General features: G+C 36.1%; 15 protein-coding genes and 1 tRNA gene. 5 read left to right on the top strand and 11 right to left on the bottom strand.

Features of this window, described 5'->3' with window-relative positions; all coding sequences use genetic code 11:
* Positions 1 to 2: 2 nt before the first annotated feature.
* Genes IV81_RS02575 through asnB form a run of 3 tightly spaced genes read right to left on the bottom strand, consistent with a single transcriptional unit; the run spans position 3 to position 4,673 of the window.
* Positions 3 to 1,259, bottom strand: a complete 1,257-nt coding sequence (locus IV81_RS02575; RefSeq protein WP_057801981.1) for a carboxylate--amine ligase — start codon at positions 1,257 to 1,259, stop codon at positions 3 to 5.
* Positions 1,240 to 2,778 carry a UDP-N-acetylmuramoyl-L-alanyl-D-glutamate--2,6-diaminopimelate ligase gene (locus IV81_RS02570; RefSeq protein WP_057801979.1) on the bottom strand — a complete coding sequence of 513 codons (1,539 nt, stop codon included), beginning with the start codon at positions 2,776 to 2,778 and terminating at the stop codon, positions 1,240 to 1,242. Before IV81_RS02570 ends, IV81_RS02575 begins: the two co-directional genes overlap by 20 nt.
* A 14-nt stretch (positions 2,779 to 2,792) precedes the next feature.
* Positions 2,793 to 4,673, bottom strand: coding sequence for an asparagine synthase (glutamine-hydrolyzing) (asnB, locus tag IV81_RS02565; RefSeq protein ID WP_057801977.1), 1,881 nt, complete (start codon positions 4,671 to 4,673; stop codon positions 2,793 to 2,795).
* A 233-nt stretch (positions 4,674 to 4,906) separates the two neighbouring features.
* Between asnB and mscL the strand changes: the two genes are divergently transcribed.
* Both mscL and IV81_RS02555 read left to right on the top strand, forming a co-directional pair.
* The gene (gene mscL, locus IV81_RS02560) at positions 4,907 to 5,323 is read left to right on the top strand and encodes a large-conductance mechanosensitive channel protein MscL (protein WP_057801975.1); all 417 of its coding nucleotides are present in this window, start codon (positions 4,907 to 4,909) and stop codon (positions 5,321 to 5,323) included.
* Complete coding sequence (locus IV81_RS02555) at positions 5,298 to 5,807, top strand: DUF308 domain-containing protein (protein WP_057801973.1); 510 nt, start codon at positions 5,298 to 5,300, stop codon at positions 5,805 to 5,807. Before mscL ends, IV81_RS02555 begins: the two co-directional genes overlap by 26 nt.
* A 102-nt stretch (positions 5,808 to 5,909) precedes the next feature.
* Here the strand turns inward: IV81_RS02555 and IV81_RS02550 are convergent, their stop codons facing one another.
* Both IV81_RS02550 and IV81_RS02545 read right to left on the bottom strand, forming a co-directional pair.
* A complete protein-coding gene (locus IV81_RS02550; RefSeq protein ID WP_057801971.1) occupies positions 5,910 to 6,551 on the bottom strand; it encodes a carbonic anhydrase family protein in 642 nt (213 codons plus the stop codon).
* Between the two features lie 249 nt (positions 6,552 to 6,800).
* Positions 6,801 to 6,884: transfer RNA gene (locus tag IV81_RS02545), tRNA-Leu, on the bottom strand.
* Positions 6,885 to 7,069: 185 nt separating this feature from the next.
* Here IV81_RS02545 and IV81_RS02540 point away from each other — a divergent pair.
* Positions 7,070 to 7,297 (top strand): hypothetical protein, encoded by a 228-nt coding sequence (locus IV81_RS02540; RefSeq protein ID WP_057801969.1) that lies wholly within the window; start codon positions 7,070 to 7,072, stop codon positions 7,295 to 7,297.
* A 137-nt stretch (positions 7,298 to 7,434) separates the two neighbouring features.
* On the opposite strand, the gene IV81_RS02535 is transcribed toward IV81_RS02540, so the two are convergent.
* From IV81_RS02535 to IV81_RS02520, 3 genes are all read right to left on the bottom strand, one after another.
* Positions 7,435 to 7,713, bottom strand: coding sequence for a hypothetical protein (locus IV81_RS02535; RefSeq protein WP_057801967.1), 279 nt, complete (start codon positions 7,711 to 7,713; stop codon positions 7,435 to 7,437).
* Complete coding sequence (locus IV81_RS02530) at positions 7,714 to 7,926, bottom strand: hypothetical protein (protein ID WP_057801965.1); 213 nt, start codon at positions 7,924 to 7,926, stop codon at positions 7,714 to 7,716.
* 198 nt (positions 7,927 to 8,124) lie between these two features.
* Positions 8,125 to 8,946 carry a Cof-type HAD-IIB family hydrolase gene (locus tag IV81_RS02520; protein ID WP_057801961.1) on the bottom strand — a complete coding sequence of 274 codons (822 nt, stop codon included), beginning with the start codon at positions 8,944 to 8,946 and terminating at the stop codon, positions 8,125 to 8,127.
* 235 nt (positions 8,947 to 9,181) lie between these two features.
* Here IV81_RS02520 and IV81_RS02515 point away from each other — a divergent pair, with 235 nt between their 5' ends.
* Positions 9,182 to 9,841 (top strand): deoxynucleoside kinase, encoded by a 660-nt coding sequence (locus IV81_RS02515; protein ID WP_057801959.1) that lies wholly within the window; start codon positions 9,182 to 9,184, stop codon positions 9,839 to 9,841.
* Positions 9,842 to 9,932: 91 nt separating this feature from the next.
* On the opposite strand, the gene IV81_RS02510 is transcribed toward IV81_RS02515, so the two are convergent.
* Complete coding sequence (locus IV81_RS02510) at positions 9,933 to 10,385, bottom strand: universal stress protein (protein ID WP_057801957.1); 453 nt, start codon at positions 10,383 to 10,385, stop codon at positions 9,933 to 9,935.
* A gap of 115 nt (positions 10,386 to 10,500) precedes the next feature.
* On the opposite strand from IV81_RS02510, the gene IV81_RS02505 reads away from it, so the two are divergent.
* A complete protein-coding gene (locus IV81_RS02505) occupies positions 10,501 to 11,334 on the top strand; it encodes an NAD(P)H-hydrate dehydratase (protein WP_236696816.1) in 834 nt (277 codons plus the stop codon).
* Positions 11,335 to 11,400: 66 nt separating this feature from the next.
* Here the strand turns inward: IV81_RS02505 and IV81_RS02500 are convergent, their stop codons facing one another.
* Together IV81_RS02500 and IV81_RS02495 are read right to left on the bottom strand one after the other, a co-directional pair.
* Positions 11,401 to 12,117 (bottom strand): pseudouridine synthase, encoded by a 717-nt coding sequence (locus IV81_RS02500; RefSeq protein ID WP_057801953.1) that lies wholly within the window; start codon positions 12,115 to 12,117, stop codon positions 11,401 to 11,403.
* Positions 12,118 to 12,125: 8 nt separating this feature from the next.
* On the bottom strand, positions 12,126 to 13,808 hold the full coding sequence (locus IV81_RS02495; protein ID WP_057801951.1) for a putative polysaccharide biosynthesis protein: 1,683 nt from the start codon (positions 13,806 to 13,808) through the stop codon (positions 12,126 to 12,128).
* Between the last annotated feature and the right edge of the window lie 197 nt (positions 13,809 to 14,005).

The following is a 14,005-nucleotide window of genomic DNA, read 5'->3' as shown; positions in this document are numbered from 1 at the left end:
AACTACCCCTTGTTCTCTTTAAAATACTTCTTAAAGTTTTTAACATAATTATGATTCATCCACCAAATAAGCAGACTACGCTTAAAATTCATATCATCATCATAGACAGCCGTAAATCCATACTGATCGCGGTCAATTAGGTCAAGGGCGGCTTTTTTATCTTCATTATCTTTTGCATACTTTTTAAATACCTTTACAGGTACTCCTAACCAAAGCTTGCGGTTTTCTGGAACATCGTTCGCATATACCGTTTCTCGATCGGATAACGTATTGTTTACTCGGTCATCAACCACCCATTTTGCCAGGTTATAGCCATTAAGGGTTACAAAGAAACTACTGCGTCCTTGTCGAATGTTAATTTCAAATAGCTTAAATTTGCCATCTCGATGATCATACTTCATATCAAAATTCGCATAACCGACATAATTAATACTTTCCAAGAACTTCTTTACAGTGTCATAAATTTCTTGATTAAACTCTGGAATAATTGTGACATAGTTTCCAATTGCCGAAGGTGCTGGGTCTTCAAGTAGCGGATGTCCCAAACACATCATCTTAACTTCATGATTTTGATCAACGTAAGCGTTCAAAACCCGCATGTTACTGTCATCGCCTGGAATAAAATCTTGCAAAATCAAATCCGATTTATATCCATTATCGTATATTTTACCAATGATATCGTCCAGTTCTTCTTGTGTCTTAATTCGAAAAGCTTTTTTTCGTCCTTCGAAATGAATATCAAGCCACTCCACGCTATCTGCCGGTTTTAAAGCCACCGGAAAGTCAAACGGTGAAACGAACTTTTTACCGCTCTCGTACTGATCCTTCGTAATAAATTGAGTTGCCGGATACGGTAGTCCATATTGATCACAAATTGCATAAAATCGTTCTTTATTATTTAGCTGCTTCAGCAAATCATAATCAATGTATGGACATACAAAAACTTTTGATAATTCGTCTTTATGTTTTGAAATTAATTCTGCGTATCCGTCACCCATTCCTAACAAAATTACTTTTTCATCAGAATTTTCATACTTTTTAGCAATTTTACGCATTGATTCGATAAAAACAGGATCTTCTGAAAAACCGGGAATAATTTCAACATTGATTATATTGGTAAATCGTGTCGGTGCTAACTCGGTCCCGGCAAACGCTTGTACTCGACGACCAGTTATTTCATAAAAAGAACGGGCCATTCCGTATGCGTTAAAATCGCTACCTAAAAGTATCGGTGTAAAATTATTTGTTGGTCTTTCCATAAATTAATCCCCTCTTCACTTCTTTTGCAACTCCCATATCCGTTGGCCAAGGTTCATCAACGCCCTCAATCTTTTGATACGGATCCTCACCTTTACCGGCAAGAACTACTACATCTTGACTGCCACTTAACTCAATAGCTTGCTGGATCGCATCTCGACGATCTAATACTTCCTTAATTTCAACCGTATTTGGTTCAATGCTTAACTCAATTTGCTTGATAATTTTCTCAGGCTTTTCAAACCCTGGGTCGTCCGTCGTTAAATACGCAATATCAGCCTGTTCGCTAAGCGCCTTCCCAAAACCAGCTCGTCTTGAAATTCCCTTATCTCCAGGACTACCAACAACTACAATAACCCTTCCATTTTGATACTGATGCTTTAAAAACTTCAGTAGTGCATGCAAGCTAGCGTAGTTATGCGCATAGTCCACGAAGACGGTCCCGTGGTTTTCAATCTCTAAATGTTCCATTCTTCCTGGAATCACAATTTCAGATAAGGGATTAATTGCATCTTCGTGGTTTGCTCCCACTAAACCTGCCGCAATGATAGCGGCCGTTGCATTGCTTTGATTGTAGTCTCCGGCAACATTTAAATCATAGTCTCCGGTAATATTCAAACCGCGAGAATTATCGGTATCAACAATAGTAAAGCGATTTACTGCAAGATCATCTTCATTATCTTGAATATTAAAGTCAACACCACCCGCCTCCGTATCAGCACTAAACAGATATATTTGATCAGGTTCGGTAGTTGCCTTCGCAGCACCAAAAACATCTTCAAATCGGTCGGTATCGGCATCAATGATACAACGCTTCGAATTAACCATTAATTGTAATTTACAATGTAAATAGTCTTCAAAATCCTTATGTTCATTTCTCCCAATGTGGTCGGGAGTAATGTTTAAGAAAATCCCGCAATCGAATTTCAAACCGTAAACTCGATCTCGTAGATACGCTTGTGAAGAAACTTCCATAACCAAGTATTTCATTCCATTATCAACAGCTCGACGCATATCATGAAATAAATTCATTGATTCGGGAGTTGTTAAATCAGACTTAAACGTATCTTCTGCTTTAGGTCCCACAATCCGATCAATCGTTGAAAATAAGGCCACTTGACCGGGATATTTTTGATTCAAAATGGCGTGGGTAAAGTAAGCTGAACTTGTTTTACCCTTCGTTCCAGTAATTCCAATAATATACAAATCATTTTGTGGAAAATCATAATATGTAGCTGAAAGAACCGCCATGGCTCTTGTAACGTTCGTTACAATAACTGCAGTCATGCCGGCTCCTTCAGGATATTCAGTCTCAGATACGTACGCGGTGGCACCTTTTTCTTTGGCTACTGATAAATACTCTGGTTTGAAATTTCCTTTGCAAAAGAACATATCATTCGGTTTTACAACCCTAGAATCATAAGTAACTCCGGTATTTAATGTTGTACCATTTGTTTTTATTTCTTTTAATAAATCATGTTCTGTAAGGATTGCCTTAACAGTGGCAATTTCAAGCTCCATTTACTCATCTCCACCTATACTTGAGTTCTTCTAACTAAGTTCACTGTCTTAGCACTTGTATTCTCTGGGAAATATACTTCATACCAAAGAATAAATGTGTAAATTGTAAAAATCTTTTGCATACTTGATTTTCCATTAACATGTTCTTCAAGAATATGCATCAAGGCCTCTGGTTTAAAGAACTTCTTGGCCACATCAGAATTGAAAGCTTCTTCAATTCGCTGACGATACTTGTCTTCTTTAATCCAATTAGCGATCGGTGATGGAAAACCTAGTTTTTCCTTCTTGGCAACACGTTCTGGCAGTTCAGCCTCTGCTGCCCTTCGAAGTGAAACCTTTGTTTCATCTTTATGAATTCTAGTTTTAATTGGCATCGTTGAAGCAAACTTAGCCACTTCACGGTCAACCAATGGTGTTCGGACTTCAAGTGAATTGGCCATGCTCATTCGGTCAGCCTTGTGCAAAATATCGTATGGAAGCCAGGTATTGATGTCAAAATACTGCATTTGAGTCATCTCATCTTTACCCTTAACTTCGTCGAAAATATGCTGTGTGTACGCACCAGAGTCAACATTTAATTCTGGTTTACGTAAAATTTGGTCACGTTCTTGTTGATTAAAGACGTAGTTAACACGATAGTAACGTTCACTCAATGGCTGAGCACCACGCATTAAGAAACGTCGTCCATGGAAACGAGGTAGCCCAGAAACGGCCTTTGCCAATCCTTTTCGGATAAATTGTGGAACCATTTTTTGATAACGTTCAAAGGTAAAGGACTCAAGGTACGTATTGTAACCACCGAAAAATTCGTCTGCCCCTTCACCTGATAAAGCAACTTTAACACTTTCGCGTGTCCCTTTAGAGAGATAGAACAATTGCATTGCTGAAGGGTTAGATAATGGTTCGTCCATATAGTACATGATCGTTGGTAAAATATCGAAGTAGTCATCACCATCCATGTAAAGTGGTGTATTTTTTTGGTGGATTTCCTTTGCAAACTCCGTTGAATAACTTAATTCACTATATTTTGAATCTCTAAATCCTAGTGAGAAAGATTGAATTGGTTTGAACTTAGCTGCTTCAGCCAAAACGTAACTTGAATCAATTCCACTAGAAAGAAAGCTACCTACTTCAACATCAGCAATCATATGCGCATCAACTGAGTCACTCACAATTTTACGAATCTTTTTAGCATCGTCTTCAATTGTTTGTGATTCATCAATATGATCATAATTAAATTTAAAGTACGTATGCGTTTCCGTCTTACCATTTTTATGAAGGAAATAAGTTCCTGGAAGAAGCTTATAGACGTTTCTAAACATGGTTTCCTTAGATGGAATAAACTCAAAACTTAAATGAATTGGTAAAAGTTCCTCGTTAAATTCCTTAACAAAGTTTGGATGATCCATGAATGCCTTAATTTCTGATCCCCATAGGAATGTCTTTCCATCATCATAATAGTAAAGTGGCTTGATTCCGAAATGGTCACGCGCCCCAAACACTTCTTGTTTTTCCATATCATAAATTACAAAAGCAAACATTCCGCGAAGTTTTTGTAACAATTCAGCTCCCCACGCATCGTAGCCGTGAATTAAAACTTCAGAATCAACATCTGTTCTAAACTTATAGCCTAGTTCCTTCAGTTCTTCTCGAACCTGTTTGTAGTTGTAAATTTCGCCATTGAAAGTTAGCACCTTTGTTTCAGTACTATTCATCATTGGTTGACGTCCGTGAGCCAAATCAATAATTGATAGGCGTCGGAATCCCATTGACGCATTTTCATCTTGGAAAAATGCTTCATCGTCTGGTCCTCGATGTTTAATTCGATCGGCCATCGACTTGATTGTGTCTTTATTTACATTAGCTTGATTAATGTAACCAGCAAATCCGCACATTTTTTAATCCCCTTTTATCTTTCAAATATATAGGTACTTATTTCCCGTAACAGATAATATTTTAGCAAAAATTACATATCAATACTACTACTGTTAGTTTTTCTTAAAATTGCACCAAAAATATCATATTTTTGGTTACTATACAAATTTTTAATATTAATGCGTTTTAATTGTATTTTATTATAAAAATAATTAAAATTAACTTATCAAATCGAAAAGAGAGGTCGAGTTATATGATAAAAGAATTTAGAGAATTTATTTCCCGTGGTAATGTGATGGATCTTGCTGTTGGGGTTATCATTGGTGGAGCTTTTACATCAATTGTAAAGTCACTTGTTAGCAATTTAATTAATCCTTTGATTGGAATATTTGTTGGTGGAATTGATTTTTCCGACTGGAGTTTCAAATTCCAAGATGCAACATTTAAAGTCGGCAGTTTCATTAATTCCATAATTAGTTTTATAATCGTCGCCTTCGTCGTTTTTATTTTGGTTAAAATTGTTAACCGGATTACAAGAAAAAAAGTTGATGATGATGAAGTGGAACCAGATCAATCAGAAATCTATTTAAAAGAAATTCGAGACCTCCTCGCAAATTCAACCATCAAGGAAGGTAGTGATTACAGTGGAAAATCGGATAAACAAATTTGACCCTTTTGCTTTAGTCTTAGGAATTCTATTCATAGTCATTGCCATTATGGCTTTTCAAAATCCGCTCTCAACTTTTGGGATCGTCGTCATTATTGCTGCAATTGCTAGTTTATTAGTTGGAATGTATAAATTGTTTTGGATTCGTCCTTTTTTAGGTAATTCCACGTGGTTAACATTTAATGCAATTTTCGATATTATTATCGGCCTTATTATGCTCTTCAATAAAGAATTTGGAATGCTACTTGTTACTATTTCACTAGCATTGATGTTCTTGTTAGACTCAATTACGACACTTGGGCTAGCCAAAACAATCCAATCATTTAGTACAAAGTACTACACCATTGATACTATCATTTCAATTATTGGAATCATTTTAGGAATTGTTTTGCTGTTTTCCCCAATTATTACGGTAATTTCGATTTCAACGATAATTGCCTTACTATTTATAATTTTTGGTATATCACTTATAACGCACTCATTTTAAACTAGTAATTTTACCCAGATAAATCTTTTAAATTCCAGTAAAAAAATAAAAGTAGTCACGGCAACTTGTTGTGACTGCTTTTATTTAGTTAACTTTATTTTTTTAGATTGAAAATTTTTGAATTGTTCGACCATTGATTTCTTGAAATTTTCGATTATTGTGATCTGGAAAAGCGGCTACGTACTGATCTAATTGTTTCAGACTTAGTTCTTGTGGGCTTTCAAAAACAACCCATTCTACTCCCTCTGAAAGTGGTGGCGTAGTTAGCGAACCCAAATAACGTAAATAATGACCTTGGGTTGGGATCAATTCGGTTAAACTAAACTTTCCGGTAATTTGATAATGGTCTTGCATCGCTGCAATTACCTTTTGAATTACCGGATTTTCTTTTCCAATTTTCATCGTTACTGCAACAACTGCAACTTGTCCCAAAGAGTTTTGATGGACAAAATGAATTTCCAGCGGTCTTAATTCTTCTTCACCCTCAAAGCCGTGTTCTGCCACATGATGAAAATGAACCTCTTGTAATGAGTAAATTCGTCCATCAATTTCAGTTTGGCCCTGGGCTAAAATTGACAGATTGTTAATTTTACTATGCATCCCCATTGCAAAATAATTTTCCGTCACCTCAAAAGCTCTTTTTTCAATTATTTCAGCGTCGCTGCCTATTAAGCGGATCGGTGATTGAATATTCTTTAGTTCGGGTTGCCATAAATCTTGTTTTTTATAATCCAGCTTTTCCATCTGTATGCTCCTTTTAATTTCCGAAATACGCTTGTAGTATACGCCTTTTTTAGCTTTTAGATGTCTATGTAAAAATTTGTCTATAAATCATGGTAAAAATAGGGTATATTAGTGAACAATAAAAACGGTTACATACACGTTATTTTTGTAACGCTTTTAATTAAAGGTACAAAAAAACTGAAAATCTAATGATTCTCAGTTCATGCACTGATTTAATTCAGTTCATTATTATCCTTTTTAATACCCATATGCCGCAGACAAGATTCGAACTTGCACATAGTTACCTATACAGCGACCTGAACGCTGCGCGTCTGCCAATTCCGCCACTGCGGCTTAACAAGTAATATTTTACACTAATTTGAAATGAATGTGAATAATGTATTTTTATTTTAAAAACATTACAAAAAGATTTATAACAGATTAAAAAACATATTATATACTATGGAATGGATATAAAATTAACACAAACAATCATAAATTCGATATAATAACAATAAATTAAGAGGGAGTAACTGAGCATGATGGCAACACTTAATATTAACTGCATCGTAAAATGCAAAAAATCAAAAGATTTAAAAAAGCCCTTTGTTGGTAAGGTTATCGAGGTTACCGATGAATATGTGGTTGTTAATATTCTAAATAATGATCCAAGTGAACGATATATTGCCTATGGTATCGATTATACAACACAGGTTGATAACTGTGATGTTAATCAAGTCAATATTAGACATATTGGCAAGAGGTGATATATTAATAGGTCACTTTCTTATTATTTCCGCCAGAAAAAACGTTTTAATAGATTTTCATAATAAAAAACCGCCACTAAGCTAACGAAATCTAACCTTTACTGGTCAAATCCTTTCTTAGTTTGCGGCTTTTATGATTATTTATCGATTGAAATAACGGTCCCATATGCGTGAACAATTAAAAATTTAGGAGCGCCTTGAACCTCGGTTACTTCTGTATTGTACCTGAGGCCAATGATGCCATCTCCATTTAGCAGTTCTGCCTTTTTTTGTATTTTATTTTTGGAATCATCAAATAACTGATCAAACATGTTGTACTTATCAATGTCTTCCGATGAAAGCATCAGACTACTAGTTGCTTCAACGACTCCTTTTATTGTATAACCAACATTTATCGCTTCCGTTGTTATAAACATCTATTGTTCCCCCTGCTTCTTTTCAGCCTCTTGTTTTTTTCGAAAATCCTTCATTCTTAATTTAACTTCAAAAATTGCGGTGGTTATCATTGAAAATAAAAATCCGACAACCCAAGCAATTATTAATGGCGCACCACTTAAATGAAAAAGCTCCGTTGCTACTACAAGAATCACTGCCACGACTAACGGTAATACAATTCTTAATGATTTCATTTTTTCCTCCTGTTTTTGGGATCATCGGTCAACCGAGCCGAAAAATACTGGATATACCACGACAGGATTACCCCAACAATGACTATAATAATTAATTTATTGGTCTGATTTAAGGACGATTGCCAGGTCATTACCATTATAATTGTTGACAAAATCAGTAATATCAATCCACTACGATAAAAATTTTTCTTTTTCATGCTAATCACCTAAAATAAATTTATTGATCGCTTCGGCCACTCCGCTCGTATAGTCTCCCTCAGTTACAAATTTTGCGGCGTTTCTTGCAGCATCATTCGCGTTCGAGACAACCACTGGTAGCCCAACCTTTTTTAACATCGCTATATCATTGCTATTGTCTCCCAAAGCCATAATCTCGTCACGCTTAATTCCTAATTTTTCAGCCAGTTCAAGAGTTGCATTCCCCTTGTCTACTCCACTTAAATTAAACTCCGTGTATCGATCAGATGAAAAAGTTGCATTAACTTCAAAATCAATTTCCTTTAATACCGCATCCCGCATCGCTACCCTTTTTTCAACATTTGAATTCATCGTAATTACTTTTAGAATAGGGTCGTCGCGGAATTTTTCTAAGTTATCCTCAGTAAACATTACTGGTTCTACACCCCGACTTAGCATGTAGTCCATATCTTCTTTAATTTCATTAAACACGTACACATGGTCCATTGTATACACGTGCGTTGAATAGTCCGCATATTTCTTAGCAACATTAAAAATTTGACTTGCTTGATCAAATGATAGTGCATTTGTCTGCAACACTTTTAAATCCTTATTTTCAACAATTGCTCCACCGTTGTAAGAAATTACGTATTCATTTTCTTGTTCTCTTAAACCCAATGTATCTAACAAAGGTTGAACCGATTGAAACCCGCGCCCTGTATTAGGAACAAATTTAACTCCCTTTGCCTTGGCCTTTTTGATGGCTTTGACATTTACGTCAGAAACCTTTCCATCTGGGCCAACTAAGGTTTCGTCTAAATCACTTACAACTAGTTTTATCATAATTATTTTCCCTCACAAATTAATATACTCCTAGCGTATCGAATTTGCGGTCGCTTTTCAATTACTATTCATTTTCAAAAAAATTTCAGTATGTTTTTTAAACTTAAAGCAGTTTTTTGATGAAAATTCAAGCTTGTTTTGTTTTAAAATTCTTTATACAATATGTTGTGGCTGTTTAAAGATTTAGTATCTCCGCATACTAGATTTCGGCAAAAAAATTAAAGAGGGGCATTTTATGGTGATAATTACAGCAGGAATGATCGGCGTTGGTAAAACTACATTAACAGGGAAAATTGCTGACTACTATGGCACCCAAGCATTCTATGAACCAGTTGGTGACAATCCAGTTTTGCCACTGTATTATTCAGACCAAAAAAGTTATGGTTTCTTACTTCAAATTTATTTCCTGAACAAACGATTCCAAATGATCAAAAAAGCTTTAGCCGACGATAATAACGTCCTTGATCGCTCAATCTACGAAGACGCACTGTTTACGCGCGAAAATAATAAAGAAGGTAATATCACTGATACCGAATTTGATGTTTATATGAACCTTCTAAACAACATGATGAACGAACTCCAAGAGCTTCCTAAAAAAGCTCCAGATTTAATGGTTTACGCTGAAACCGACTTCGATACCATTCTTTATCGAATCCGGAAACGCGGACGTGATTATGAACAATTTGATAATAATCCTGAACTAGAATCTTACTACTTTAAGATGTGGTCGGCTTATAAAGATTGGTACGAAGAATACGACGCTAGCCCTAAAATGAAGATCGACCTACAAAAATATGATCTTTCAAATGCAGATAACGTTAAAATTATCCTAAACCAAATTGATCGTAAACTTAAAGAAATTCGAATTGAAGAACCAATGCATAAAGCAATCTAAATTAAAAGAGACCATTGATGCACGTTTCTAGGTGACTAATTTTTCACCCGGAAATGTATCAAAACGGTCTCTTTTTTATTAACACTTTAAATTAATTTTTAACAATTATAACGTCAGCTGCCGAATTTTCAACGACGTAGCTTGCTGTAGAACCAATAAATACCTGAGCAACTTTACCTAATCCCGTTGCACCCAGAACAATTAGATCGATTCCATACTCTTTTGGCAAATCAAAGCTTAACACCGATTTTGGATTTCCAATTTTAAGAGCAATTTCAACATCACTAAGGTCCTTTTCTTCCGCTTGATGCTTTAAAACTTCCAGTTTTTCTTCTCTCGATCGTAGGGTTTCTTTTATGTCAACGTCCGTTTCGGCAACACCGAAACCTAACGAGACACTTTCAGTATTAGCGTGCTGCCTTTTAACAACGTTTGCAATCACTAATTTAGCACTATTTCTTTGCGCAATTTCAATTGCTTTGTCAAAAGCTGCCATTGATTCTGGGGAACCGTCATAGCCAAATAAAATTTTTTTATATTCCATAATACACACCAACCTTTCATCACCTATTATAACAATTTAGCGCTTCCATAATCATTATTTATGCACTTTATTACAATTTTTATATTGTTACTTTTAAGTTATACTGTATCTGGAGGTGATTCAATTGATCAACGTTGATAAAAATTATTTAAATGGTAAATGGCCTAAGCGACAAAATAATAGTTATAAAGGCAGCTATGGCCATATACTAGTTATTGCTGGAAATAGCCAATATGGTGGAGCTGGAATCCTGGCCAGTTCCGCTGCCGTCTATTCGGGAGGGGGCCTAGTTACATTAGCGACGGATCCGTCTAATTTTACGGCAGTTCATTCAACAACGGCTGAAGTAATGTTAATTAATTTCATGGATTTTTCAGAGCTAGGTAACGCTTTAAAAACGGCAACCATCGTTGTGATTGGCCCTGGTCTGGGACTGGCAGCTGAATCGCTTCGAATTTTAAGGTATGTTTTAGAAAAGATTAATCCAGTTGTTCCGCTTATTATCGATGGATCGGCCATTGATTTAATTGCTGATAATCAAATTAAAATCACGCATCCTAAAGCCATTTTTACTCCCCACCAAATGGAATGGCAGCGGCTATCTGGAATTAAAATTTCCAATCAACTTCCAGTCGCAAACCAAGCAATGGTTGACCAGCTCGATTCAATCGTTATTCTTAAACACTTTCAAACCGAAATTTACCATCCTCACGGTGAACGTCAAAAAATTATTGCTGGTAATCCTGGAATGGCGACCGGCGGTTCTGGCGATGTACTAACTGGTATTCTAGCCGCATTAATTGCGCAATCAGACTCCTTATCGCTTGGTATAACCCTTGGAACTTTTTTGCATAGCTTTGTTGCGGACCAAATTTATGAAACCGAATCAGTAGTACTACCTCACCGTTTAATCCAACAAGTACCTAAAATTTTAAAAGATCTACAATAACCACTTGTATTCAAAAGCACTTCATAAATTGTTGCATTTAGTTCCAACAACTTATGAAGTGCTTTTTTAGTTAATTAATTGATCAATTTCGGAATCAGTGAGTTCTCGATAAGTTCCGGGAAGCAAGCCAACATCTAAGTCTAATGGGCCAAAGGAGATTCTCCGTAAAGAAACCACCCTCTCACCAACGCTTCCAAACATCCTTCGAACCTGATGATATTTACCTTCATTTAAAGTAATATGCACTATCGTTTGATTATCTAGCGCTGAGTATTCTCCAATTAATAGTTCAGCTGGTTTTAATTGCGTTCCATCTTTTAAAACGATTCCCTGTTGAAATTCAAGCGCAATATCCTCAGTAATCTTTCCAGTTACCACAGCCTCATATGTCTTACTCACGTGGTGCTCAGGCGATAATAACTTATGTGCTAATATTCCATTGTTAGTCACCAACAGTAGCCCTTGCGTATCCTTATCCAGTCGACCAACGGGAAAAAGGTCTTTCCTTTTATCAATCTTATTAAATAAATCCATGACCGTTTTTTGTTTGCGATCTTCGGTAGCAGTGACGACTCCCAACGGCTTATTTAGCATAAAATAAAAGTAACGTTTATATTCAATCACCTGTTCTTCTAACCGAACCTCATCCGCCAGTGGATCGACTTTCATCCTCCCGGTCTTTACAAGTTCATTATTTATAAATACTAATTTATCCTTAATTAATTTTCGAATTTGTGTTCGCGTTCCGATATTCATATCATGTAAAAATTTATCTATTCGCATAGTTCCCCCTAGCGTATCCTAAATAGGCGCCGTAATCTTTCTGCCTGACCGCCAATAATTTCATCTGCTAATCTACTCCGTAAAACAAAAAAGAGATAAAACATTCCGCCTAAGATAACCGCAATCCCGATTACAATTAAGGCCTGCACTTTGCTAGCTGGATCCATAAATCGATAAAGACCGTTAGTAGCAACAATAGCAATAAAAAATGTGCCAAACGAATATGTAATTATCTTTGCAACAAATTCACTTATTCGATTGTAGTCTAGCCCATATTCTTGGTTTATGTGTCTTAAAATCAACCAGTTAACCACCGTGAAACCAATTGCAGTTGAAATTAGCGATCCCACTGCTGAAAAAAGGGCAACCATTGGAATTTGGAAGATAAATTTAACAACTGTACCAACCACAAAATACTTAACAGCAAGGACATTTTCGCCAATTCCTTGCATAATGGCCGAAATAACGGTAAAAAGGCCTAAAACAATTGCAACATACGAGTTAAATTGTAAAATTGAAGTTCCCACATCACTTAGATGATAAAACAAGGTATACGCCGGTTGCGAAATTGCTGCCATCCCTAACGCAGCAGGAATCATTAAAAAGGCGAATAACAAGATTGAATCAGTCACTTGTCGACTAATTTCCGCGTTATCTCCTCGTGTTTTTGCCTCAGATAAAATTGGAACCGAAGTAACCGCCATCGCCGAAGCAAGCGAAATGACAATCATTACAAGTTTATTCGCATTAAATGCAAATATAGCGTACATATTATTTAGAATGGTCGAAGAATAATCACTGACCGTATTCATTATTCTAAAAAAGGTGTACTGATCAATCAATTGGAAAATTGTAATGGCTGAACCAATGATAATAAAAGGAACAGCCTGTGCAATGATTTCTTTGTATAGGGCTGAGGTTGAAATAACCAGCTCATTTGCACTGTGTTCTGATAAGTACGCCAAACGTTTGCGGTACTTGATAAAATACAGTACTAAAACCAACAATCCTCCAATTGCGCCAATAAAGGCCGCAAAAGTTGATTGCGATACTCCATAAACCCAGTCACCATGATTCTTACCCATGATAAAATAGGCAGTGATTAGCATGTATGCAACCCGTGCAAGTTGTTCAACAAATTGCGAAATTGCTGACGGGCCCATCTCTTGATAGCCTTGAAAAAAGCCCCGTGTCAAACTCATCGTCGGGATTACCAGAACTGCCCAAGCTAACGCATGCAAAACCGTGTTAACATTGGGATCACCATCATTTAAAAATGGTGCGCCTAAGAATAAAATTGCAGCGCACACAATCCCAGTTCCAGCTGATAGCAACAATCCTCGCTTATAAAGCCGTTGCCCCAACGCAAACTCATTAATCGCATTATAATGCGAAACTTGTTTTGAAATTGCAGATGGAATACCAGCAATTGCTGCGATTAGAAAAAAACTGTAAATATTATAGCCCTTTGTGTAAAGGGCGTTTGCCTGATCACTATATATTCCAAACCATATTACCCAAGGAATAATATAAATAGCACCTAAAATTCGTGAAAAAATACTCCCAGCCGTCATCCATGCTGATCCCTCTAGCATTTTTGCTTTTGAAGATGAATTATTAGAATTATCTCTGAGGGGTTGGGATCCCATATATTGTGACTCTGGATTATCAATTTCAGATTGCTTATCCATTTATAAAAACCTACTTTCGCTTAGTCAATCTATTATATTCTAATATAACAAAATTAAGTAGTCCACATAATGCTAAATACCATTATATAGGCATTCTTAATTTTTAAATTAGCATACAATGGTATATAAAACGATGGGTATGTCCCCAAAATGTCCCCAGGATGTCCCCAGGAATTGAAGTAGCTTTCTGCTATATA

It is taken from the genome of Pediococcus stilesii (assembly GCF_001437075.1).
GTDB lineage: Bacteria > Bacillota > Bacilli > Lactobacillales > Lactobacillaceae > Pediococcus > Pediococcus stilesii.
The sequence above is the reverse complement of the archived record's forward strand: the minus strand, read 5'-3'. Positions and strand labels throughout refer to the sequence as shown.

What these genes read in the sequence shown, in the direction of transcription:
- IV81_RS02575 (WP_057801981.1), bottom strand. Translation starts at nt 1,259, where the DNA reads ATGGAAAGACCAACAAATAATTTTACACCGATACTTTTAGGTAGCGAT.
- IV81_RS02570 (WP_057801979.1), bottom strand. Translation starts at nt 2,778, where the DNA reads ATGGAGCTTGAAATTGCCACTGTTAAGGCAATCCTTACAGAACATGAT.
- asnB (WP_057801977.1), bottom strand. Translation starts at nt 4,673, where the DNA reads ATGTGCGGATTTGCTGGTTACATTAATCAAGCTAATGTAAATAAAGAC.
- mscL (WP_057801975.1), top strand. Translation starts at nt 4,907, where the DNA reads ATGATAAAAGAATTTAGAGAATTTATTTCCCGTGGTAATGTGATGGAT.
- IV81_RS02550 (WP_057801971.1), bottom strand. Translation starts at nt 6,551, where the DNA reads ATGGAAAAGCTGGATTATAAAAAACAAGATTTATGGCAACCCGAACTA.
- IV81_RS02540 (WP_057801969.1), top strand. Translation starts at nt 7,070, where the DNA reads ATGATGGCAACACTTAATATTAACTGCATCGTAAAATGCAAAAAATCA.
- IV81_RS02535 (WP_057801967.1), bottom strand. Translation starts at nt 7,713, where the DNA reads ATGTTTATAACAACGGAAGCGATAAATGTTGGTTATACAATAAAAGGA.
- IV81_RS02530 (WP_057801965.1), bottom strand. Translation starts at nt 7,926, where the DNA reads ATGAAATCATTAAGAATTGTATTACCGTTAGTCGTGGCAGTGATTCTT.
- IV81_RS02520 (WP_057801961.1), bottom strand. Translation starts at nt 8,946, where the DNA reads ATGATAAAACTAGTTGTAAGTGATTTAGACGAAACCTTAGTTGGCCCA.
- IV81_RS02515 (WP_057801959.1), top strand. Translation starts at nt 9,182, where the DNA reads ATGGTGATAATTACAGCAGGAATGATCGGCGTTGGTAAAACTACATTA.
- IV81_RS02510 (WP_057801957.1), bottom strand. Translation starts at nt 10,385, where the DNA reads ATGGAATATAAAAAAATTTTATTTGGCTATGACGGTTCCCCAGAATCA.
- IV81_RS02500 (WP_057801953.1), bottom strand. Translation starts at nt 12,117, where the DNA reads ATGCGAATAGATAAATTTTTACATGATATGAATATCGGAACGCGAACA.
- IV81_RS02495 (WP_057801951.1), bottom strand. Translation starts at nt 13,808, where the DNA reads ATGGATAAGCAATCTGAAATTGATAATCCAGAGTCACAATATATGGGA.